17 protein-coding genes and 1 riboswitch are annotated in these 21,891 nt (G+C 48.7%); of the genes, 5 read left to right on the forward strand and 12 right to left on the reverse strand.

The genetic code is table 11. From position 1 onward, the window contains the following. Positions 1-133 precede the first annotated feature (133 nt). Both ACYVH9_RS00005 and ACYVH9_RS00010 read right to left on the reverse strand, forming a co-directional pair. A complete protein-coding gene (locus tag ACYVH9_RS00005; protein WP_460634230.1) occupies positions 134-3,616 on the reverse strand; it encodes a DUF4175 family protein in 3,483 nt (1,160 codons plus the stop codon). A gap of 105 nt (positions 3,617-3,721) precedes the next feature. Beyond that, positions 3,722-4,108: a hypothetical protein gene (locus ACYVH9_RS00010; RefSeq protein WP_460634231.1), complete on the reverse strand. Its 387-nt coding sequence runs from the start codon at positions 4,106-4,108 to the stop codon at positions 3,722-3,724. A gap of 133 nt (positions 4,109-4,241) precedes the next feature. On the opposite strand from ACYVH9_RS00010, the gene ACYVH9_RS00015 reads away from it, so the two are divergent. Then, positions 4,242-4,565 carry a ComF family protein gene (locus ACYVH9_RS00015; protein ID WP_460634232.1) on the forward strand — a complete coding sequence of 108 codons (324 nt, stop codon included), beginning with the start codon at positions 4,242-4,244 and terminating at the stop codon, positions 4,563-4,565. Between the two features lie 45 nt (positions 4,566-4,610). Next, positions 4,611-4,958, forward strand: a complete 348-nt coding sequence (locus ACYVH9_RS00020; RefSeq protein WP_460634233.1) for a ComF family protein — start codon at positions 4,611-4,613, stop codon at positions 4,956-4,958. A gap of 35 nt (positions 4,959-4,993) precedes the next feature. On the opposite strand, the gene ACYVH9_RS00025 is transcribed toward ACYVH9_RS00020, so the two are convergent. The 6 genes from ACYVH9_RS00025 to ACYVH9_RS00050 all read right to left on the reverse strand — a co-directional run bounded on the left by ACYVH9_RS00025 (position 4,994) and on the right by ACYVH9_RS00050 (position 12,266). Next, the gene (locus ACYVH9_RS00025; RefSeq protein ID WP_460634234.1) at positions 4,994-6,259 is read right to left on the reverse strand and encodes an SUMF1/EgtB/PvdO family nonheme iron enzyme; all 1,266 of its coding nucleotides are present in this window, start codon (positions 6,257-6,259) and stop codon (positions 4,994-4,996) included. Between the two features lie 89 nt (positions 6,260-6,348). Then, a complete protein-coding gene (gene mfd, locus ACYVH9_RS00030) occupies positions 6,349-9,702 on the reverse strand; it encodes a transcription-repair coupling factor (protein ID WP_460634235.1) in 3,354 nt (1,117 codons plus the stop codon). A gap of 92 nt (positions 9,703-9,794) precedes the next feature. Continuing rightward, on the reverse strand, positions 9,795-10,232 hold the full coding sequence (locus ACYVH9_RS00035) for a barstar family protein (RefSeq protein WP_460634236.1): 438 nt from the start codon (positions 10,230-10,232) through the stop codon (positions 9,795-9,797). Between the two features lie 31 nt (positions 10,233-10,263). Next, positions 10,264-10,560, reverse strand: coding sequence for a muconolactone Delta-isomerase family protein (locus ACYVH9_RS00040; protein ID WP_460634237.1), 297 nt, complete (start codon positions 10,558-10,560; stop codon positions 10,264-10,266). A 14-nt stretch (positions 10,561-10,574) separates the two neighbouring features. Continuing rightward, positions 10,575-11,240, reverse strand: a complete 666-nt coding sequence (locus ACYVH9_RS00045) for an alpha/beta hydrolase (RefSeq protein ID WP_460634238.1) — start codon at positions 11,238-11,240, stop codon at positions 10,575-10,577. An 84-nt stretch (positions 11,241-11,324) separates the two neighbouring features. Then, positions 11,325-12,266 carry a ring-cleaving dioxygenase gene (locus tag ACYVH9_RS00050; RefSeq protein WP_460634239.1) on the reverse strand — a complete coding sequence of 314 codons (942 nt, stop codon included), beginning with the start codon at positions 12,264-12,266 and terminating at the stop codon, positions 11,325-11,327. Positions 12,267-12,410: 144 nt separating this feature from the next. Next, positions 12,411-12,508: riboswitch (TPP riboswitch) on the forward strand. An 81-nt stretch (positions 12,509-12,589) separates the two neighbouring features. Here ACYVH9_RS00050 and ACYVH9_RS00055 point away from each other — a divergent pair. Next, complete coding sequence (locus ACYVH9_RS00055; RefSeq protein WP_460634240.1) at positions 12,590-15,001, forward strand: TonB-dependent receptor; 2,412 nt, start codon at positions 12,590-12,592, stop codon at positions 14,999-15,001. A gap of 224 nt (positions 15,002-15,225) precedes the next feature. Continuing rightward, positions 15,226-15,681: a hypothetical protein gene (locus tag ACYVH9_RS00060; protein ID WP_460634241.1), complete on the forward strand. Its 456-nt coding sequence runs from the start codon at positions 15,226-15,228 to the stop codon at positions 15,679-15,681. A 175-nt stretch (positions 15,682-15,856) separates the two neighbouring features. Here the strand turns inward: ACYVH9_RS00060 and ACYVH9_RS00065 are convergent, their stop codons facing one another. After that, on the reverse strand, positions 15,857-16,996 hold the full coding sequence (locus ACYVH9_RS00065; RefSeq protein WP_460634242.1) for a cystathionine gamma-synthase: 1,140 nt from the start codon (positions 16,994-16,996) through the stop codon (positions 15,857-15,859). A gap of 66 nt (positions 16,997-17,062) precedes the next feature. Between ACYVH9_RS00065 and ACYVH9_RS00070 the strand changes: the two genes are divergently transcribed. Beyond that, positions 17,063-17,740, forward strand: coding sequence for a TVP38/TMEM64 family protein (locus tag ACYVH9_RS00070; protein ID WP_460634243.1), 678 nt, complete (start codon positions 17,063-17,065; stop codon positions 17,738-17,740). Here ACYVH9_RS00070 and ACYVH9_RS00075 read toward each other — a convergent pair. The 3 genes from ACYVH9_RS00075 to ACYVH9_RS00085 all read right to left on the reverse strand — a co-directional run bounded on the left by ACYVH9_RS00075 (position 17,737) and on the right by ACYVH9_RS00085 (position 21,854). Further along, the gene (locus ACYVH9_RS00075; RefSeq protein ID WP_460634244.1) at positions 17,737-18,495 is read right to left on the reverse strand and encodes an alpha/beta fold hydrolase; all 759 of its coding nucleotides are present in this window, start codon (positions 18,493-18,495) and stop codon (positions 17,737-17,739) included. The two genes, ACYVH9_RS00070 and ACYVH9_RS00075, sit on opposite strands and share 4 nt — an antisense overlap. A 61-nt stretch (positions 18,496-18,556) precedes the next feature. Next, a protein-coding gene (gene prfB, locus ACYVH9_RS00080) for a peptide chain release factor 2 (RefSeq protein ID WP_460634245.1) occupies positions 18,557-19,634 on the reverse strand; the annotation gives its coding sequence in 2 pieces (ribosomal slippage) (positions 18,557-19,573 and positions 19,575-19,634; 1,077 coding nt in all). 147 nt (positions 19,635-19,781) lie between these two features. Further along, a complete protein-coding gene (locus tag ACYVH9_RS00085) occupies positions 19,782-21,854 on the reverse strand; it encodes a S9 family peptidase (RefSeq protein ID WP_460634246.1) in 2,073 nt (690 codons plus the stop codon). Positions 21,855-21,891: the final 37 nt, after the last annotated feature.

A 21,891-nucleotide genomic window follows, 5' to 3' on the forward strand; every position in this document is an offset into this window, starting at 1 on the left:
GTTTGGCGAGCTTGAATTTGAGGAGCTGACATGGTTAGGGTTAAAAAGGAATAGCTAACCGAAAATAGTCTTTTTCTCAGAAACTCAGCATACCCCTAACTGTAGCGGATGTTGCGAACCATCACACCTTAACTTACTTTAACTTTTTGAGGTATGTATCAACTTCTCTTTTGTAAAACGGTGAAAAGTCGGGTGGAACAGACCGCAACAACTCAACTTGTTTTTGCTTATCCTTTACCAATTGCTCGTATTGCGGTGGTGGTTTTCGCATAACGGATTTGGCGGATTCGGCTTTGCGTTGCATATCCTCTTCCTGTTCTTTCATGGCTTTTTCTGATTCCAGTAGCCGAACCAAAACATCCTGCTGACGTTTCAGTGTGTTTTGATTAACTCGTTTATTGACAAGATCCGTTTCGGTCTCATCCATTTTGTTCATAATGTCATTAAATTCACCACCGAGCTTTTTGCCGAGTTCGGTGCCTTTTTGTGCATCCTGAAGCTCTTTCAACATCTTCCGCATCATGGCTTGCTCCGCTGCCAACCGCGAAAGCTCTTCGGACATACCGCGTCCCTGCTTCCCTCCTTGCCCTTGATTTTGGCCTTGCTTCATGAGTTGCTGCATCCGCTCATTCAATTGCTTTTGCATTTCACCCATCGCCATGCTTTTCGGCTTGCCCTTTTTCTTGCCTTTCCCGGAGCTGGAGGAAGACATTTGGCTCATTTGCTCCTGCATTTGCTTAAACACATCACTGAGCATTAATGCTAAGTTATTAATGGATGTCATCGCAAATTGCTGCTTGGACGTTGCTACATTCAATCGACGCTCACGGATAAATTTTACGCTTTCATCCATATAACCTTTCATGTTATTTAGCTCTCGCGTAACGAATGATTGAATTTGCAGCACTCGGTTGGCCAATGCGTAAAGGCTGTCCTCAATGATTTTGGCGTCATCCTGGAGCTTCAACTGATCCTGCGCAAGCTTTACAAAACGTGGATCCTGCAGCGAAACCGCTTTAAAATCTTTCATTACGCGTTCCTGATCAAAGGAAAGCTGAATGAGGTTTTCAAGAATGTCCCGCAAATCGTCAATGTTTTCCTGAGCTTCTTCCATCTCCGACGATTGCATTTGCTGTTGCAATTGTTCGCTCAGTTGCTTCATTTGTTTGGCCGCTTTTTTCTGCGATTTGGAAGCTTTACTGTTCTGATTTTGCTCCAACTGTTTCTGGCTCTCCTGCTGCTCGTTGCTTATTTCGTTTTGCATATCCTGATGCATATCCTGCTCCGGACTGTTTTTCATGTCCTGAGCCATCTTCTCTATATCCTTCAGATCCTGACGAGTTTTCTCAAACTCTTTGCTCAACTCTTCCTGCTTCTTGCTCAAATCCCCATCTTCCTTTTGAGAATTGGCATTATCCTCTTTTTTTGCCTGTTGCTCGTCGTTCTTTTTTGATTGAGCATCATCTGCTTTCTTTGACTGAGCACTATCTTTTTTCGATTGAGGATCGTCTTTTTTAGGCTGCGTCTTATCGTTTTGCGCTGATTGGTTCTCTTTTTTCTCTGTTTCAGCGGCTAATTTTTCCTGATTCTCGGCTTGCTTTTGGAGGTCTTTGATGGTGTTTTCCATCTTTTGCTCCATCTGCAATTGCTTGAAAAGCTCCAGTGCCCGCTCCAGTTCTTTCTCTAAATTCTTTTCTTTATTTTTTAGTTGATTGAGTTTATCGATCATCTTATCATCCTGCTTCTGCTCCAGAAGTTTCTTAAGCTCCTCGTAAAGCTTCTGCGTTTCCGGATCCATCAGATCGTTCATCAACTTCTGTAGTTGCTCAAATTTTTGGAGCAATTCCGGATTCTGATTGTTAAACCGTTGCTGGCGTTCGTTATTGGTTTTGTTTTGTTCCTGCAATTCTTTCAGTTCTTGCAGCAATTCTTCCCGTTTCTTCAGTAAATCTTCAGCCTGCTTTTTGTCCTGAAAATCGAGGTTTTTCTTAGTTTGAAGGCGGTTTTCGAGCGAATTTAGCTCCTTCTTAAGTTGCTGAGCTTTTGATAGAGACTTGCTAATCTGGTTCTCGGTCTGTTCAGACGAACGTTGAGCCTCTTCAGCCAGCTTATTTTGATCGGGAACGGCAAATTGGGCAAAGCTCGAACGGGCGCTCTTGTAACCATTGATGACGTCATTATCCCAAACCTGAACAAAATATTCCAGCCGGTCGCCGGGTTGCATCTTCAGACTATCAAGTCCCCATTGGTAGTAGAAGTTCTGCGTAGAAGCCGACCGATTAAAAGGAATGGCGCGGGTAAGAAATCTGTCCGGAGCATTTTGACCTGCCCGAATCACTTTGTACATCACCTTCAGATTAGAAAAACCGTAGTCGTCCGTAATGGTCCCTCCTAGCATCACATAATTGTAGAACGTCGTATCCTTAAAATTCTCCAACGATACTTGTGGGAATTTGTCATTAACCACGTTCAGCGTATACTGAATATTGTCCTGATTGGCGGCCACTTTATTCTTCAACGAGACGGAATACATGGATGAACGCTTGACCATTCGTGAAAACTCGAACTCATCAGCCGACTGTTTATCGGCTACCAAACTGCGTGGTTCGCCCGCAAACTGAACCAGCACCGAATCGGTATTGGCTGCTGAAAACCGCCAGGTCACCTGGGTCCCTTCCGGAACGAGCAGGTTACCAACATTCGAGAGTTGTTCAGACGGTTTATTGAGATAAGAGGGATAGACCAGGCTGACATCGAACGATAGCAACCCCGGACGATCCAGAACCGTTACTTTGTACCCCGCCGAATTGAATCCGGCCGCTTCAAAACGAAATGGAATATCCCGCTGGACGTTGTCGAAAGTGTGCGTGAAAAGTCCCTTACCATTGTTGGTTAACTTAAACCGGGTATTGTTCGAAACCAGGTAAACGTCCTGAGGTAAAGCACCGCCTTTCAGTTGCAGTTCCAGGGTATAATCTTCATTGCGAAAAGCTTTGAGATCTTTATTCTGCAACAGAAATTGAAAAGGAGCCTCTTCCACAAATTCCTGATCGTAGCTGATAATCCGTTTCGACGTGCTGGTTAGAAAGGCGGGATAGAGTAATAATAAACCGCCAATAATAATTGCCGGAATGATGGCGTATTTGACAAACCGCCGGTTTTGATTAATCTGAATAGCGTCAGCAAATCGGACAATCAACAATTGCTTGGATCGTTGGTTAATACTGGCCTCCAGTAAGTCACTTTCCTGGCGGTTAAGGGCTCGTAACTGCAACGTATTGAGTAGCTTATCCCCTATTTCTGGGAAAAACCGTCCAATGTGTTGTGCTGCTTCCTCATTCGTCAACGACTTGCCAATTCCATAAAGATGAATCAGGGGGTTGACGATCCAATAATATAAAGCCAGCAGCATCACCGTGAGCGATCCGAAAAAGAGCACACCGCGCACCGGCGAGCTGAACCGACCAAAAAACTCGGCCGCATTCATCACTAAATAAATCGATAGCGAAAAAGCTATAAAGAAAATAGCCCCTTTGGCGATCTGATTGATGTAAAATTTCTTTCTGTATTCCTCAATACGCAGCAGCAGCGTTTGAATGGAGTCTTGCATCTGCATCGGCTTCTTCTTAAAGGGTTAATACTGCTCTCCTATTCACGGTTCTAAATCCTACTGAAGTTAATCATTTGAAATCAGACTTCCTTCTGATAACGAAGAAGATCGTTAGACAATTTTATCAGATGGGCCGGCCTGATCACTTTCGTTCAAATCGAGGTAATCATTAAAGTATTTGATGACGTGAAGCTTCAGAAAGCTCTCCTGACTGAGCAAATCAACGTAAGGAACTTTCTGCACCAGCCGCCAGTGGGGCCAGCCATCCTGATCGGTGCCTATCAATTCGTAATAGCCGGAGTAGCTCAGAATTTTACAGATGGCAATGTGCATCAAATCCTGCTTTTGCTCCTTCGTAAAAATTTGTGTTCCACGACCTAATTCCTGTATACCGATTAAAAACAAAACGCTGTTCAAATCCGCGGGGCGCTTACCGATGGCTTTTTCAAGGTAGTCTAGAACCTGCTCCCATTCTTGTTCAATTTCCTGTGTAATCATTTTATACCTAGAATAAAGAGTTTTTCAACCCGTATTTATGACTTTTTGCGTGTTTGTTCGTCACATAGCGTAGACGAAAGAGCAACGGAAGAATCTGACCGTTGCATGTAAACTTTATTTGCTGACCAAGTTCGTGAAAACCGTCGGAAAACTATTCAAAGGCAGTATCCAGGACATTCTTAATCTGTTCTATCCAAACCCCTGTTTGTTATGCGGAACTACGTTGCAGAATCAGGAAGAATTCGTTTGTACAGGCTGCCGGATTGAACTTCCGGAAACCGGGCAACATTTGAATAAATCACTCTTATCCGGCCAGCTAAAATTTGCAGGAAAAGTGCCGGTGGAGTTTGTATATGCTTACCTCTATTTTACCAAACAGGGAAAGTCCCAACGGCTGATTCATGCCTTAAAATACCGCAATCAGAAAGAAGTTGGTCGGTTGCTCGGACGATGGTAAGGTTTTCAGCTGAGAAACGAATGTCAGCTTCACGAAAACATTGATTTGATCGTTGGCGTTCCGCTGCATTCGGCTAAGATGCGGCAACGCGGTTATAACCAAAGTGACTGGTTTGCAATGGGATTGTCGGAAGTGCTGCAAATACCGTGGAGTGATCAGGCGCTGGCGCGCAACCAGTATACGATTAGCCAAACCGGAAAGGACCGCTTGGGGCGCTGGGAAAACGTCAGCCACGTCTTTCAGGTCAAAACTCCCAATTTAGTGCGTGATAAACGCATTTTGCTCGTTGATGATGTTCTGACTACCGGTGCCACATTGGAGGCCTGTACGAGCGTTTTATTGGCCTCCAATAGCCGTTCGGTAGGGATTGTAACAATAGCGGCCGCCCGATAGTCGAGCGGCCGCTTGGAAATCCAGAAAATCAGCGATTATTTGTTCCGTCCTCCGGCAATCATGGCACAACGGAAACCGATTGTCGCCGTAGCCGAATCCTGCATCATAAACCGACGGGTACCCGGGGCCAGCCAGTAGGCTACGTCAGCCCATGACCCGCCTTTATAAACCCGTAATTTATCACTGATGATGGAGTTGGCGTTTTTGGTATCGTAGTTTTTCTCTTCATCCAGGTAACCGTCCCGACGCAGCGGGTTGAGGTCGTTCATATCCTGGTACGAGAGCGGACGATAAACGTCGTATACCCATTCGTTAACGTTTCCGGCCATGTTGTACAAACCGAAGTCGTTCGGGGGGTAGCTGTAAATTTCGGCGGTGATGATAGCAGCATCATTCGACTTTCCGGCAATACCGGCGTAGTCACCGCGACCGCGTTTGAAGTTGGCCAGCATTTGCCCTTGTTTACGACCTTTTTTCGCATTCCGGATGGACGAACCGTCCCAGGGATAAATCCGCTGATTGGATTGGTTCTCGTCCAGGTATTGCGTACCAATCATGGCTTTTGCTGCGTATTCCCACTCGGCCTCCGACGGCAAACGATAGTTAGGCAAAATATTGCCGCTTTCCATCGCGTGGGTGGTCTGCGAATTCTTAGCTACAGGTTGTTCTGCTTCGCCAGCGGGTGCCGCTTCTTCTTTCTTCTTCCGTTTCAATGAGAATCCTTTCTTGCTGCTACTTGACCCTTTTGCCGACATGTTTGCGTTCACCGCGTCGGTTCGCCAGGTCGAGTAATCCACGGCTTGCTCCCAAGTTACCCCTACCACGGGATAATACCGGAAGCCGGGGAAACGCAGGTACTGCGTCACGTAAGGATCGTTATACGACAGCGGGTTTTTCCAGACGTTGGTATCCGGCAGAGCGCGGGTGTAAATTTCCTCCGAAGAGTCCCGCTGAATGGCGTCGAGGTATTCGAGGTAGTGAATGTTCGCGATCTCGGTTTCGTCCATATAGAACGATTGAATACTAACCGTGCGCTCGCGGTTATCACGCGAATTCATGACATCTTCTTCCAGAGCACCCATCGTAAAGCGACCACCTTCAATGAAAACCAGGTTTGGCCCCGCTGTTTGTCCTCTGTACTTAGCTACCTGAAATCCATTTTCTTTATTATAATTAATACCGGTCGCGGTACTTTGCTTACCCGGTTTCACGCTGGTCGGGTGCTTGGACTTACACGCGCCTAATACCGCGGCAAAAGCCAGCAGGTAGACCATTGAACGTAACGGTTGTGTTCGATTCATTGCGATTTGGTAACTAATAGAAGTTCAAAATTACAGTATGTCAGGCAAACTTTCACGATTACGAAAAACCGGAGTCTAAATTCCGGCTATCATTCTACTATCTGGCTCAGCACTTCGTCCATCTGATCGACTGTATTTATGTCGCGCTGCGTAAAAATTAGCTTTCCTTTATAGTCTTTTAATGAGCAGGTTGCCGAATATTTCTTGACGTAATCAATTACTTTGCCAAACTGCCCGGAGTTGAAGAAAACGTCGTTCCCAGAAGAAACGAAGGTACCCTTCATGATATTATTCTTGAGCGTCAATTTTTCGAGTTGCAAACGTTCGGCTTTCCAGCGAACCGTAACCAGTTTGATCAGGTTTCCGACTTCTTCCGGTAAAGCCCCGAACCGATCAATCATCGAACGCTGAAAATTTTCCAGTTCGGTCTGGTTTTGAATGTTATCCAGCTGATTATACAACGACAAACGCTCGGAGATATTGGCTACGTATTTTTCAGGAATGAGCACCTGCAAATCCGTCTCGATCAGCGTATCCGGCAGCAGCGTCTTCAGACTATCTTCGTTCGGCATGAAGAGGTTCTTAAACTCGGTTTCTTTCAACTCCTGAACGGCTTCGTCGAGAATCTTGTGGTACATCTCAAAACCGAGGTCGTTCACAAAACCGCTCTGCTCGGCACCCAGCAGGTTGCCGGCCCCCCGAATGTCAAGATCCCGCATCGCAATTTTGAAGCCTTCGCCCAGTTCCGAAAAGTCTTCGAGTGTTTGTAGCCGTTTGCGGGCGTCGGATGTAATGGCCGAAACCGGTGGCGTCATCAGATAACAAAACGCTTTCTTGTTGGAACGCCCAACTCGACCGCGCATCTGGTGCAGGTCCGACAAACCAAACATATGGGCCTGGTTAATGATAATGGTATTAGCGTTCGGAATATCCAGTCCTGATTCAATAATGTTGGTAGAAACCAGTACGTCAGATTCGCCCTCGATAAACCGCGTCATCACCCGCTCCAGCTTTTCGCCTTCCATCTGGCCGTGCGCCACGGATACCCGGGCATCGGGAACCAGGCGCATGATCAGGTTGGCAATGGAGTCGATATCACTGATGCGGTTGTGCACAAAAAACACCTGCCCACCCCGCCGGACTTCGTAACTGACGGCGTCGCGCACAACGGTTTCGCTGAATGTATGGACTTCCGTCGTAACGGGTTGGCGGTTCGGCGGTGGGGTTGCAATAACCGAGAGGTCGCGGGCACCCATCAGCGAAAAATGCAGTGTTCGGGGAATGGGCGTGGCCGTGAGTGTCAAAACATCCACATCAACGCGCATTTCTTTCAAACGATCCTTTGTTTTAACGCCAAATTTCTGCTCTTCATCAATGATCAATAGCCCCAGATCTTTGAATTTGATGTCTTTGTTGACAATCCGGTGCGTACCGATCAGAATGCCGGTTTCACCCGAAGCAACCCGTTTCAGCGTTTCTTTGATCTGGGTTGCTGTTCGAAACCGATTGATGTATTCTATTTTGACCGGAAAATTAGCCAATCGTTCCCGGAAAGTGTTGTGATGCTGCATTGCCAGAATTGTGGTCGGCACCAAAACCGCCACCTGTTTGTTGTCTGCAGCTGCCTTGAAAGCCGCCCGAATGGCCACTTCGGTTTTACCGAAACCAACATCGCCACAAACCAGCCGATCCATCGGATGCGATTGCTCCATATCGACTTTCACGTCCGCCGTAGCCTTGGCCTGGTCGGGCGTATCTTCGTAAATAAAGGACGATTCCAGTTCGACCTGCATAAAACTATCCGGTGAAAAGGCAAAACCGGGAGCCTGCCGCCGTTTGGCGTAAAGAGCAATCAGCTCTTTGGCAATATCCTTGACCTGCTTCTTGACCCGCGACTTTTTCAGTTCCCACTCCTGCGAACCGAGCTTACTCATAACGGGTGGTGTACCTTCTTTACCCGTGTATTTTGCAATCTTGTGTAAGCTGTGAATACTGACCAGCAGAATGTCATTATCGCGGTAAATCAACCGGATAGCTTCCTGTTCGCGGCCGCCTACGTCCACTTTCTCCAGACCCGCAAACCGCCCGATACCATGATCGACGTGCGTGACGAAATCGCCCGGTTGCAGGGTTTTGAGTTCCCGCAGGGTCAACGCTTTGGACTTCGAGAACTTATCCCGAACCCGGTATTTATAGTAGCGGTCGAAAATCTGGTGATCTGTATAACACACCACTTTCGTCTGCTCGTCGATAAAACCTTCTTTGAGTGAAATGCTCAGCGGTTGAAACTTCAGGAACGGATCAAGTTCTTCAAAAATGGTTTTTAGCCGTTCCTGCTGTTTGTACGATTCGGCCGCAATAATGTTGGTATAACCTTTCGACTGGTTTTCAGACAGGTTTTCAACCAGCCGCTTAAACTCTTTGTTGAACGATGGCTGTGCTTTGGAAACATAAGCCAGTTTGTTGTCGGTCTTGAAATAAAACCGTCGGCCAAACTCAACCGTCCGGAAGGTCTTTACCTGATTTAGAAAGCCCCGGCGGGTTTCAAATAGTACGTTCGGATCTGAAACAATCTGGATGCCGCCTTTACTGCCCAACAAACTGGTCAGATTATGCTCGGCTTTTTCAAAGTTTTTCTCAATGATTTCGAGCGTAAGTTCCACGTCCTTAAACCAGAGCGTGGCTGTTTGAGCGAAAAAGTCCAGGAACGGTTCCCGAGTTTCGTGGATTAATTTGTTTTCGATATTAGGAATAATGCTGATGTGATCAACCGCATCGGTAGAAAGCTGGCTTTCAGGGTTGAACAGACGAATGCTTTCGATTTCGTCGCCGAAGAGCTCAATTCGGTACGGAAATTCGCTGGCAAACGAAAAAACGTCGATAATACCACCGCGAATCGAAAACTGGCCCGCTTCGTACACAAAATCCGTCTTCTCGAAATCGTAGCTATTGAGCAGTTCGTTGATGAAATTGGCATCCAGTTTATCGCCGGTTTTGACCGACAACGTGTTGGCGCGCAACGATCGTTTGTTGATTACTTTTTCCGATAACGCTTCCGGATACGTCACCACGATGACGTTCGATTTGGCCTCGGAATTCAGTTTATTCAGTACTTCGGCCCGCATCAGCACATTGGCGTTTTCAATCTCCTCGTACTGATACGGTTTTTTATACGACATCGGAAAAAACAACACTTCCTCGCCCAGCAGATTTTGGAGGTCGTTGTAGAAGTAAGAGGCTTCTTCCCGATCGCTTAAAACAAATAAAAACGTGGATGGATGCATGCGGTAAACAGACGCAGCCAGCACAGCATCTAAGCTGCCGGTGATGCCTTTCAACTGAATGCGGGAAGGCTCGGCGGTGTGTGTTTGGCGGAATTGTTCACCAATAATTTTGATGAAGCTATCTTCGGTATAAAGCGTAATTAAATCAGCTACTTTCATAAAAATATAAATACCAAAAGCCGCAGAGAGCACCATCTCCCTGCGGCAAAAGGCAACAGATAAACCGTTTCATGTCGGTTTTGTTGCAAAAACTAACTTATAGAATCGTAGACAAATCCTTCTTTATTCAGCAAGGCCGCCAACGAATCGCTGGGTTGAAATAAAATTACTAATTGCCGGGCCGAAAGTCCTTCTTCGTCCTCGTCCACCCATTTCCAGTCTTCGGCGGCTACGTCCAGGATGTTCAATAATTCGCCTTTGCGGGCTTCTACCTTTTCCTGCGACAGAAAGGCGTCTGGGTGCGTAACATAAATTGCAATCTTATCGTCATCCAGCCACTCCAGATCGTTCAGGGCTTCGTCCAGCGATTCCAGGTTGAATTCAAAGTAGTCGGGAAACCGAAGCTCGCGGGCAATCTGGTCGAAAAACTGTTTCAGCGTTTGGGCTTTCTGACCATTGATCCGGGCAATTCGAAAGTCAACGTAGTCTTTCAGCTCCGAATCCGATTGAATGAATCTAAAATTTGCCATGAACAAGAAAAAATAACCCGGCAAAAATAGTTTAATTCAGTGAAAACAGGGGCATTCTTAATGAAACGATATTATTGAACATCAACTCCGTAATGGTTGGATCCATGAAGTTGATCAACGGAAATTCGGAAACAATTTCCATTACCTCAAATTCCGTCTGCGCTTTCACCACGCACCATAATTTCTGGCGGTCGAGAGATAGCGCATACGTAACGAGTTTTCCGTTTTCCATCAATTCATTTACTTTCAGCCGCTGGAGCGGAATCTTAACCGTAAAATCCTCGGTCATTTCAGCCGGGAGATCGAATTCTACCATAAACTGGCTCATAGGGCGTGGTAGTTTTAGGTGTACAATTCACGGACGGGCGCGCCGGATGTGGGCGAACCGTCAATCAACTGATTAACAATCTTTAGCTCATCTTCGTTGACCGAGTGCGCAAAATTTGGATATAATTTCATTTTTACCCCCGCACCCATCGACCGGAACACACCTTCTGACTCAATAACACGCTCTTTCGGAATGTGTGGATCGATATCGCTGCAGCCCAGAAAAACCGGTGTTTCTTCCAGTTCGCCCTCGTACAAGCGGGGTGTACCCGGCGGGCCGATCAACCCGCCACTTAAGCCGAAAACACCTCCGTACGGCATGGCATTGCGAGCCACGAACTCCAGCGCCAGACAGGCACCCTGCGAAAAACCGAGCCAGAATATCTGCGGTGGTTTAAAATTATAGTCCGACTGTAACCGCGCCCGCAAACTGCTCAGTACCTGAAGAGCCGCCGACAAGTAGGGTTCATTCTCTTCAAGCGGACTCATAAACGAATATGGATACCACGTTCCCTGGTGGGCCTGCGGAGCGATGAAGGCAAAATCCTGGTCTTCGATATAATCTGACAACGACAAAATATCGCGCGCCGACGCCCCGCGGCCGTGCACCATTACCATCACTTTTGAAGCTTTTTCCAGCGGTTTTCCGGCTGTAAGGAAGTTATTGGGATCGTGTATCATAGTGTTTGGGAATATGGGCCTGCGATAAAAGGTGCGGGGCGGAGGGTCGTTTTTTCGTACCCTCACCCCGCCACCTTCTGCTCGTTATTTCACTTCAATTTTCGGTAGAGCCGCTTCTATTTTTTCACGCCGGGGTTCGTACCACTCCGGCAATTTAAGCGTTTTACCCAATTCGGCAACGGGTTCATCCACTGCAAAGCCCGGAGGATTGGTAGCGACTTCGAACAGAATGCCGCCCGGCTCGCGGAAATAAATGCTGTGGAAATAATTCCGGTCCTGAACGGGCGTCACCTGATAGCCTGCTTTCAGCAATTGCTGTTGCAAAACAAGTTGCGATTCGTCCGAATCCGTCGAAAACGCCACGTGGTGAACCGAACCGACGCCCTGGTGTGCCCGAAGCTCGTTCGCAGCGTGCCGCACATCCACGTAATTGCCAGAACCGCCTTTGCCCGCCTGGAACCGAAATAAACCGGTTTCTTCTGATACCAACGTATGACCCAGGTATTCAGTTAATAATTTTATGGTATCGTCCACTTTGACCTCGTTCAAGGTAACGGTGTGAAAGCCTTTGACGGCGAATTCGGTCGGAATAAAACCGTTCGACCAGCCCGGCCTTGTATCCTGATCATGAGCCACCAGCTCGATACCCATGCCGTCGAAATCGTCAAACCGCAGGTAGGTTTCGTTAAACCGTTGGTATGGGCCGGTAAATGGAATATTAAACTCATGCAAGCGATTAATCCAGAAACTCAGCGACGCCGTCGGAACCGAAAACGCCGTATAGGTCAACTGGCCCCCACCCTTCCGACCGCGAATGAGGCCTTTCCCGTATGGGAAGAACGTCAGAATACTACCCGGCGATCCGGTTTCGTCACCGTAATACAGGTGGTAAACATCCGGGGCGTCAAAATTGATGGTTTTCTTGACCAACCGTAGTCCTAGAATGTGCGTATAAAAATCGACATTACTTTGGGCATCACCGGCGATAGCCGTAACGTGGTGTAATCCATTAACGAGCGTTTCCATGGTCTGAGAGTTTTAATGAGTAATATGAGTCTTTTTCTTTAAATGTATCGACATTTAATGTAAATACATTTAATTTTTTGCTAAAGTTCACTACTACCTAATATTTCTGTAAATATGCTTTTTTGAATTACCTTTGCAGCGCTAATCTTACAAAAGGGGTGCCTTAATACAACGGGCTGAGATTATACCCATTGAACCTGCACCGGGTAATGCCGGCGAAGGGAACGTATTCACAGATGGTATACCTGTGCGTACTATTTACTCAAAAATCAACTAATTAGCAGATAGGTTGGCCCTTGCCTATTGTGACTTTTTCGTGCATCATGAAGAAAATTACAATTCGGCACCATGTCATCTATTTTACTGGCTTGCTAGGGCTCTTTTTTCTATCGGCGCTACCGGCCTGGGCGCAATTTTCCATTTCCGGAACTGTCAACGATGTTGAGGGCGGAGTGTTGCCCGGCACAGCCATTACCGTCGAGGGGACCTTTAAAGGCACGTTTGCCGACGCCAATGGCGAGTTTCGCCTGACCAACTTAAAACCGGGCGCGGTGAAGTTACGGTTTTCGCTGCTGGGTTATGAACCGGTTTTACAGACAGTGGAGCTCAATCGGAACGAGCAGCTGGTTGTGGCGTTGGCTAAAACCGTTGTGGTGGTGGATGAGGTGGTTGTAAGTGCCACACGCGCTAACCAGAAGTCGGCAGTTGCCTATACCAATGTTTCAGGGCGAGAACTTACCAAACAGAATCTGGGACAGGATATTCCGTTGCTCCTGAACTTTACGCCATCGCTTGTGACTACCTCCGACGCGGGCGCAGGTGTTGGCTATACCGGTTTCCGGATTCGGGGTTCGGACGCAACGCGGATCAATATAACCGTCAACGGGATTCCCTACAACGATGCGGAATCACAAGGTACGTTCTGGGTCAACATGCCGGATATTGCCTCATCGGTGAGCAGCATTCAGATTCAGCGCGGAGTGGGAACATCTACCAATGGCGCGGGCGCTTTTGGGGCTTCGGTCAACGTGCAAACAAACAGTTTCGAGAAAAATCCGTACGGCGAAGTCGACGTTTCGGGTGGCTCTTTCAATACCTTAAAAACCACGGTAAAAGCGGGTTCTGGCTTGTTAAAGTCGGACGCGACCCCGGGACATTTTGTGGTGGATGCCCGGCTGTCCCGAATCGTATCTGATGGTTATATCGACCGGGCATCGTCCAATCTGAAATCGTTTTATGTCTCCGGCGGCTGGTACGGCAAAAAGAGCTTCGTGCGTTTAAATGTGTTCTCAGGCACGGAGCGCACCTACCAGGCCTGGGATGGTGTTCCGGAAAGTCTTCTGAAAACCAACCGAACCTATAACGCTTATACCTACGACAACGAAGTTGATAATTACCAGCAGGATCATTACCAGCTCATTAGCTCCCACGAATTAAGCCGAAACTGGCGTCTGAATGCTTCGTTACATTACACAAAAGGCCGGGGTTACTACGAACAATTCCGGGCCAATAACCGGCTTTCCGACTACGGTTTGCCCAACGTGGTGATTGGCGATTCCACCATCAGCCGCACGGATTTGATTCGTAGACGCTGGCTGGATAATGACTTTTACGGAGCGGTTTTTTCGCTGGATTACAACAGTTTCGGTAAACTGACCGCCAACATCGGCGGGGGTTGGAACCAGTATACCGGCAAGCATTTTGGAGAAGTAATCTGGGCGCGGTTTGCCAGTACGAGCGACATTCGACACCGGTATTACGACAACGACGCAACCAAAACGGATTTCAACCTGTACGGGAAAGCCTATTACCAGTTCAGTTCAAAATTCAATGCGTACGTTGATTTGCAGGTGCGAACCGTTGATTACTCATTTTTAGGATTTGACAACCAGCTCCGGAATGTACAGCAGGACGATAAGCTAAGCTTTTTCAATCCGAAAGCTGGGATTACCTACACCCTGAACGACCGCAGCAGTGTGTATGCTTCATTTGGCGTTGGTCACCGCGAGCCCAACCGCAACGATTACACACAATCGACGCCGGCCAGTCGCCCCAAAGCCGAACGACTGAATGATTGGGAAGCCGGTTACAAAATGCAGACCCAGCGCCTGGCTTTCTCAGCCAATCTGTACTACATGAAATACAAAAATGAGCTGATTCTGACCGGGCAGATCAACGACGTGGGCGCGCAAAACCGGGTAAACGTGCCGAATAGTTACCGCGCCGGGGTTGAACTGGAAGCCGGAACTGTGCTGGCGAAGAACCTGCGCTGGAACGTCAACGTGACTTTTAGCCAGAATAAAGTGAAAACCTTTACGGAGTTTCTGGATAATTACGATACTGGCGAACAGCAGATCAACCAATATACCAACACTAACATTGCGTTTGCGCCAAACACCATTGTTGGATCGCAACTACTGTATACGCCCGCGAAAGGGCTGGAAATCGGCTTGCTGTCGAAGTACGTCGGGAAGCAGTACATGGACAACACCTCCAACGAAAACCGCAAACTTGATGCGTATTTTGTCAACGACCTGCGGTTTATTTATACCATACAGCCCAAAGGCATGAACGAAATCGCGTTTTCGCTGCTGCTGAATAACTTCCTCGGCGAACTGTATGAATCGAACGGCTACACCTATAGCTACCTTTCGGAAGGCCAAATCGTCACGGAAAACTTCTATTATCCGCAAGCCGGCCGGAATTTTCTGGCGGGTGTGAGAATCAAATTTTAGTTCTGAACGGGGTGAATCAAGGCTGGCATTCGATTGTAATACGGCCAACCGGAACGTAACGTCCTAATGTTCTGCTGAGTTCTTCAGAGGGGCCTCTAGAACTAGCCGATCAGTCGCATTGATTCATCTTTAATGGATGAGTCAATGCTTTTTAAAAGTCGTTCAATCGCGGCAGAGAGCATGCAATAAAGTAACATTTAGGGCTGCTTGCGCGTTAAATGCCTATGACTGATCGAAACAAAACAATCTGGGAATCGTTGGGAAGCGGCCTGGTTGGTGCCTGTGTGCTGACGGCTCTCCACGAAACCGCCCGTCACTTTATTGATGAGGCTCCCAGAGCTGACATTCTGGGGATGCGGGCTATTAAAAAGGGAATGGTGAAAGTAGGCGCTGAACCACCCTCCGACGAAAAATTGCATGACTGGGCACTAGGGGGAGATATTGTTTCCAATACGCTCTATTATAGCCTGATTGGGCTGGCCAAACCGCAGTACGCCATACTAACCGGAGCCGCTCTGGGGCTTGCTGCCGGGGCGGGTGCCGTTAGCCTGCCTGGGCCGCTGGGATTAGGGACAGCTCCCACTCAGCGCACTACCTCAACGGCGGTGATGACAATTGGCTGGTACCTGATCGGTGGATTAGCTACCGCGGGCGCATACGCTCTTCTAAAGCGCCGTTGAACGCAACGAATTGCGCAGTTGCGGTGCTACTTGGTTGGTATGAGTTAATAACCTTGCTATGCAGTTATAGCATAGCAAGGCCGGATTGGTAGTACTGTAATTCGCGAAATGATTGACCCTAATCGCCGGGGATACTTTTTTAAGTCTTGCGTTTTTGCAGCCTAACTTGAATAGCTTACCCGATTGCCTGTTCCAAATCCCCAATCAAATCGTCCGCGTCTTCAATTCCAACGCTTAGGCGGATCAGCGTATCTTTCAAGCCGTTTTTTTCCCGCTCTTCTTTCGGAATACTGGCGTGAGTCATTGAAGCCGGATGCGTGCAGAGGGATTCAACCCCTCCCAAGGATTCTCCCAGCGAAAAAACTTTAAAACTTTCCATTACACGCACAGCTTCCGGCAGCGAATCACCGTGTAATTCGAATGATACCATACCGCCAAAGCCGCGCATTTGCTGCTTCGCCAGTTCGTGCTGCGGATGATTTTCCAGACCTGGATAATTCACCTGGCTAACTTTTGGATGCTGGCTCAGGTACTGCGCAATTTTTAAGGCATTTTCGCAGTGCCGCTGCATCCGGATATGCAATGTTTTGATGCCGCGTAAAACCAGAAAACAATCCTGCGGCCCCGGAACGGCCCCGCAGGCATTCTGGATAAATTCGAGCCGTTTCGTAAGCTCGTCGTCGTTCAGCACAATCGCTCCCATCACGGTATCCGAATGGCCACCCAGGTATTTTGTAACGGAATGCATCACTATATCGGCCCCTAGATCCAACGGATTTTGCAGATACGGTGACGCGAACGTATTATCAACCACCAGCAGCGTGTTTTTGGCCTTAGTAATGGCCGCAATAGCCGCAATATCAACGATGCGCAGCAACGGATTCGTCGGAGTTTCGATCCAGACCATTTTTGTCGCGGGTGTAATTGCATCATCCAGTGCCGACGGATTTTCCAGGCCGATAAATTTGAATTTCAAACCAAATTCCTGAAAAACCCGCACCATAATCCGGTACGTGCCGCCGTACAGATCGTTGCTGGCAATAATCTCGTCACCCGGCTTAAACAGTTTCAGGATGGCATCGGTGGCCGCCAGCCCAGATGCATAACAGATGCCATGTTTGCCGTTTTCCAGGGCCGCCAGGTTGTTCTGTAAAGCCGTTCGGGTTGGGTTTTGGGTGCGGGCATATTCGTAGCCTTTGTGTTTGCCCGGCGACTCCTGTACGTAAGTCGAAGTCTGATAGATCGGCGTCATGATGGCGCCCGTCGTAGGGTCCGGTTCGACGCCGGCGTGGATGGCTTTGGTTGCGAATTTCATCCTCTAAAGTAACACGGTTTTATGAATGGTGCCAGTCATTGCCTGGAAATGCTGTAAGTTTGGGGTGTGAAAAAAGTACAGTTCAAAGCGATATCGGGACCAGCTCTGGCGGGTGTGATTCTGTCGGTGGTTCCTCTCTTATTTAGTTCGGCGCTGACTTATCTGACGGTTTCGTACGAAACCGTTGTGGCGCAGTTTGATGCCTGGGAATGGCTGGGATTGACGGTGGCCTGCTGCTTCACCTCCGCTTTTGCCCTGACACCTCCGACTTTTCTGGCCCTAATTTTTGGGTATTTTCTGGGCTGGAATTCGTTGCTACCACTGTTTGCGCTTAACATGATCTGCATTTTACTGGTCAATCGCATGGTAAACTGGGTAGATCAGGATCGATTTGTGCAGTTTATCGAACAGAATCCAAAGGCTCGAAATGTGCTGGAGCGGATTCGGGAGCAGGAGCTAAAAGTGATTTTCTTCACAAAACTGTCACCGGTTTTGCCATTTGCCGTCACCAATCTGGTGTTTGCTTTATCGGGTGCGCGTTTACGGAATATCTTGCTGGGCGGCTTTTTGGGCATGATTCCCCGCACACTTGTTGCAGTCTGGACAGCTCAGCAAGCCAAAGAAATCCGGACATTGGTCGAGAATCCGAATGCCGGAAGCTGGACCCAGATTTCCATCGGCGTGTTACTGCTGGCGTCTGTGGTAGGGTTGTATGCGGTTTTGAACCGGGCTTTAAACCGTTAAAGGAGTTTAGCCACTTTTTCAATCAGGCGATTATGGCCAGTTTTCAAAACCGTCAGCTCGTACGCCTGTAACCGGCGGGTCAGGGGAAACAGGAACGAAACTGGCAAAACCTGATCAAAATAACCCGCAAAAAACCGTATGCGAATGGAGCTATGGTTGAGCGTTGAACCGAGTTGGCGGAGGTTAAAACTCAGTTGCCGGAAATACACCCAGGAATTGTACACCTGCGCCCGTTGCGCATCCGTGGACAGGGTATTCTCGGCAAATTTTAACACACTGCGGTTGATCACACCCATCGACAAAAAGAACCCGCCAATTCGGTGCATCAGCGGCATATGGTTCAATAAATAACGGAAAATCGCTCGACCTAGCCCCGTACTGGTTGCCAGGCGATACCAGGGGCTGATGGTGATACCGTCAGGGGCTAGTAAGATCAACTCATCGATTTGTTGGTGAAAAAAATCGGCGGTGGCCAGAGCAAACCGCCCACCCATGCTAAAACCGACGACAGAAAACCGTTCGAACTGATGTTGGCGCAAAAACGCCTGAATAATTTCGTGGAAGGTTTGTTTGGTCAGTACATCGCCGATGTCCTGGGCAGGTTGCGCGCCGTGGAAAAAGAGGTCGAAAGCGTAAACGCTATACCGCCCTTCGAGGGCCTGCGCCAGCGGTTCAAAAGCACGGTGATCCTGGCCAATTCCGTGAAATGCCAATAAAGGAACGGAGCCGTTTGACAGCTTGAAAACCGGGAGCATGGCCAAACATACGATAAACGAATGTCCCCGACAACTTTCGGCTTGCCGGGGACAGTGTTGCTTAATCCTGCATCAACAGGTATGATTTGATGAATCCATCCAGGTCACCGTTCAAAACCGCGTCGGTATTGGAGGTTTGGAAACCGGTGCGGTGGTCTTTCACCCGGCGGTCGTCGAGGACATAACTCCGGATTTGCGAACCCCACTCAATTTTTTTCTTGCTGGCTTCCACTTCGGCCCGGGCCGCGTTGCGTTTTTCCACTTCGATCTGATACAGCTTCGATTTCAACAGCCGCATGGCCACTTCCTTGTTCTGCAACTGGCTTCGCTCCTGCTGACACTCAATGATCAGCCCCGACGGTTTGTGACGCAGCCGAACGGCGGTTTCCACTTTGTTAACGTTCTGCCCACCGGCCCCGCCCGAACGGAACGTATCCCATTCGATATCTGCCGGATTGACGTCAATCTCAATCGAATCATCGATGAGCGGGTAGGCATAAACCGAAGCAAACGACGTATGACGCCGGGCGTTGGCATCAAACGGTGATACCCGTACGAGCCGGTGAACGCCGTTTTCCGACTTCAGAAAACCATAGGCCAGCGGTCCGTCGACTTCCAGTGTGGCCGACTTGATGCCCGCACCGTCACCGGGTTGGTAATCGACCTGCTTTACCTTGTAACCGTGTTTTTCGGACCACATGAGGTACATGCGGTACAGCATATCGGCCCAGTCCTGGCTTTCGGTTCCGCCCGCACCGGAGTTGATTTCCAGCACAGCACTGAGTTGATCTTCCTCGTTGCTGAGCATTTTTTTTAGCTCCAGATCATCCAGCGCGGCTTTTACTTTCTCCCCTTCGGCATCGATTTCCTCTTCCGAAACATCACCGGCTTCGTAAAATTCAAAAAGGGTTTCCAGATCCCCCAGCAGCGAATCGACGTGCTCATAACCCGTAGTCCAGCCTTTCAGCATACGGACCTGTTTCATGGTTTTTTCGGCACCCTCGGCGTCTTGCCAGAATTCGGGCTGGCTGGTACGGTCTTCTAAATCAGCGAGTTGTTCTTTCTTGCTATCGTAGTCAAAGATACCCCCTCAGGGCCTCTACTCTGGCCCTCACGTCCTTTAATTGGTCGGTCGTCATAATGCGTGAAACAATGTTTTAAGTAAAAATCAGTCCGCAAAGATACGGTTTTACGAACGGCTATCCGAATTCCTTCAAAACCGTCGGTTTCGGAAAGCCTTCCTTATACAACGCTTTGGCGGTTTTTTGGTTGCTTTCGCCCGCCGATTACGACTGAATTCCGACCAGATTGAGGATGAACGCATACTCCAGTGCAATTTCCTTCAACGCTTCAAACCGTCCGGATGCCCCGCCGTGGCCCGCTTCCAGATTCGTATGCAGCAACAACTGGTTCGTATCGGTTTTCATCGTCCGGAGTTTGGCAACCCATTTGGCCGGTTCCCAATACTGAACCTGCGAATCGTGCAAGCCAGTCATAACCAGCATATTCGGGTAGGCCTGTTCTTTGACGTTGTCGTACGGCGAATACGAAAGCATGTAATCGTAATACTTCTTGATTTTCGGATTGCCCCATTCTTCAAACTCGCCCGTTGTCAGTGGAATGCTTTCGTCGAGCATGGTGGTGACCACATCAACAAACGGTACGGAGGCCACCACACCCCGGTAGAGTTCCGGCTTCTGGTTAACAACCGCGCCCATGAGCAACCCGCCGGCGCTGCCGCCCATCGCAAACAGCCGATCGGCGCTGGTGTATTGACTGGCAATCAAATGGGCCGACACATCCACGAAATCATTGAAAGTGTTTTTCTTCTTGAGCATCTTGCCGTTGTCGTACCATTTCCGGCCCATCTCCTGCCCACCCCGGATGTGAGCAATGGCGAACAGAAAACCCCGGTCGAGCAGGCTCAGGCGCGTGGAGCTAAAGCTTGGATCGATCGAATAACCGTAGGAACCGTATGCATATTGCAGCAGCGGAGCCGAACCGTCAACGGGTGTATCTTTGCGATACACGATCGAAACCGGCACTTTGGCACCGTCCCGGGACTTGACAATAATGCGTTCTGAAGTATAATGATCCGGGTCAAAATCGCCGAGTACTTCCTGCTGTTTCATCAGCGTTTTTTCCTTCGTATCCATGTTGTAATCGAAGGTGGAGCTCGGTGTGGTCAGCGACGAATAGCCAAACCGCAGAATGTTCGTGTTAAAATCGGGATTGTGCCCAATACCCGCAACGTAGGCCGGTTCGCCGAAATTGAGGTAATGTTCTTGTTTGTTCCGCTGGTCGATCACCCGCAGGTGGATCAAACCGTCTTTCCGCTCACCCAGCACCAGGTGATTTTTGAACGCATCCAATTGTTCCAGATACACATTGGGCCGGTGCGGAATCACTTCTTTCCAGGCCGAACGGTCGTTCGTTTTATTTTCTTTTACTTCCATCAGCCGGAAATTGTCGGCTTTCCAGTTGGTTCGGACGTAAAAGGTCGTTTCCAGGTGCTGGATATCGTATTCGTGCCCTTTTTCGCGGGGCAGAAATACCACAAAGCCTCCCTTCGGATTGCTGGCTTCCAGGAGCCGGTATTCCGTCGCAACGCCGTTGTGATCCGAGACCACCGCAATGTACTTCTTCGACTTCATGCGGCCCAGACCAAGGTAAAACTGGTTATCCGTTTCTTCGAACAGCAGCACATCTTCGGCCGGATCGGTGCCCAGCGTATGGCGGAATACCTGATAGCCAAGTAGCGTTTGCGGATCTTTTCGGATGTAAAAAAGCGTCTGATTATCAGCCGCCCAGGCATAACTGCCGCCTTCCGTGTCTGGAATGGCGTCGGGGTAAATTTCGCCGGTTTTCAGGTTCTTGATCCGCAGGGTATACATCCGGCGGCTGACGGTATCTTCGCCGTAGGCCACCAGTTCTTCGTTGTCCGATACTTCCAGCCCGCCGATGTTGTAATACGGGTACGGTTTTGCCATCTCGTTTACATCCAGCACAATCTCTTCGTCGGCATCCAGCGAACCCGGTTTCCGGCAGTAGATGGGATACTCACCGCCCTCCACAAACCGGGTATAGTAATAAAAATTACCTTCTTTATACGGGACCGACTCGTCCTGCTGCTTGATGCGCCCTTTCATTTCGTCGAACAGCTGTTCCCGAAACTCTTTGACGGGTGACAGAACCTGTTCCAAATACTCATTTTCGGCTTTCAGGTAATCGAGCACTTCGGGGTTTTCCCGTTCATTGAGCCAGTAATAATTATCGATGCGGGTGTGACCGTGGTTGATCAATTCGGTCGGTTTTATGGCGGCTTTTGGCGGAATTGGTGTCGTCTGCGCGTTTTTCATAGAAGGATACGAACTAAGCTAAACCCAATAAACACGT

It is taken from the genome of Larkinella harenae, from assembly GCF_054780515.1.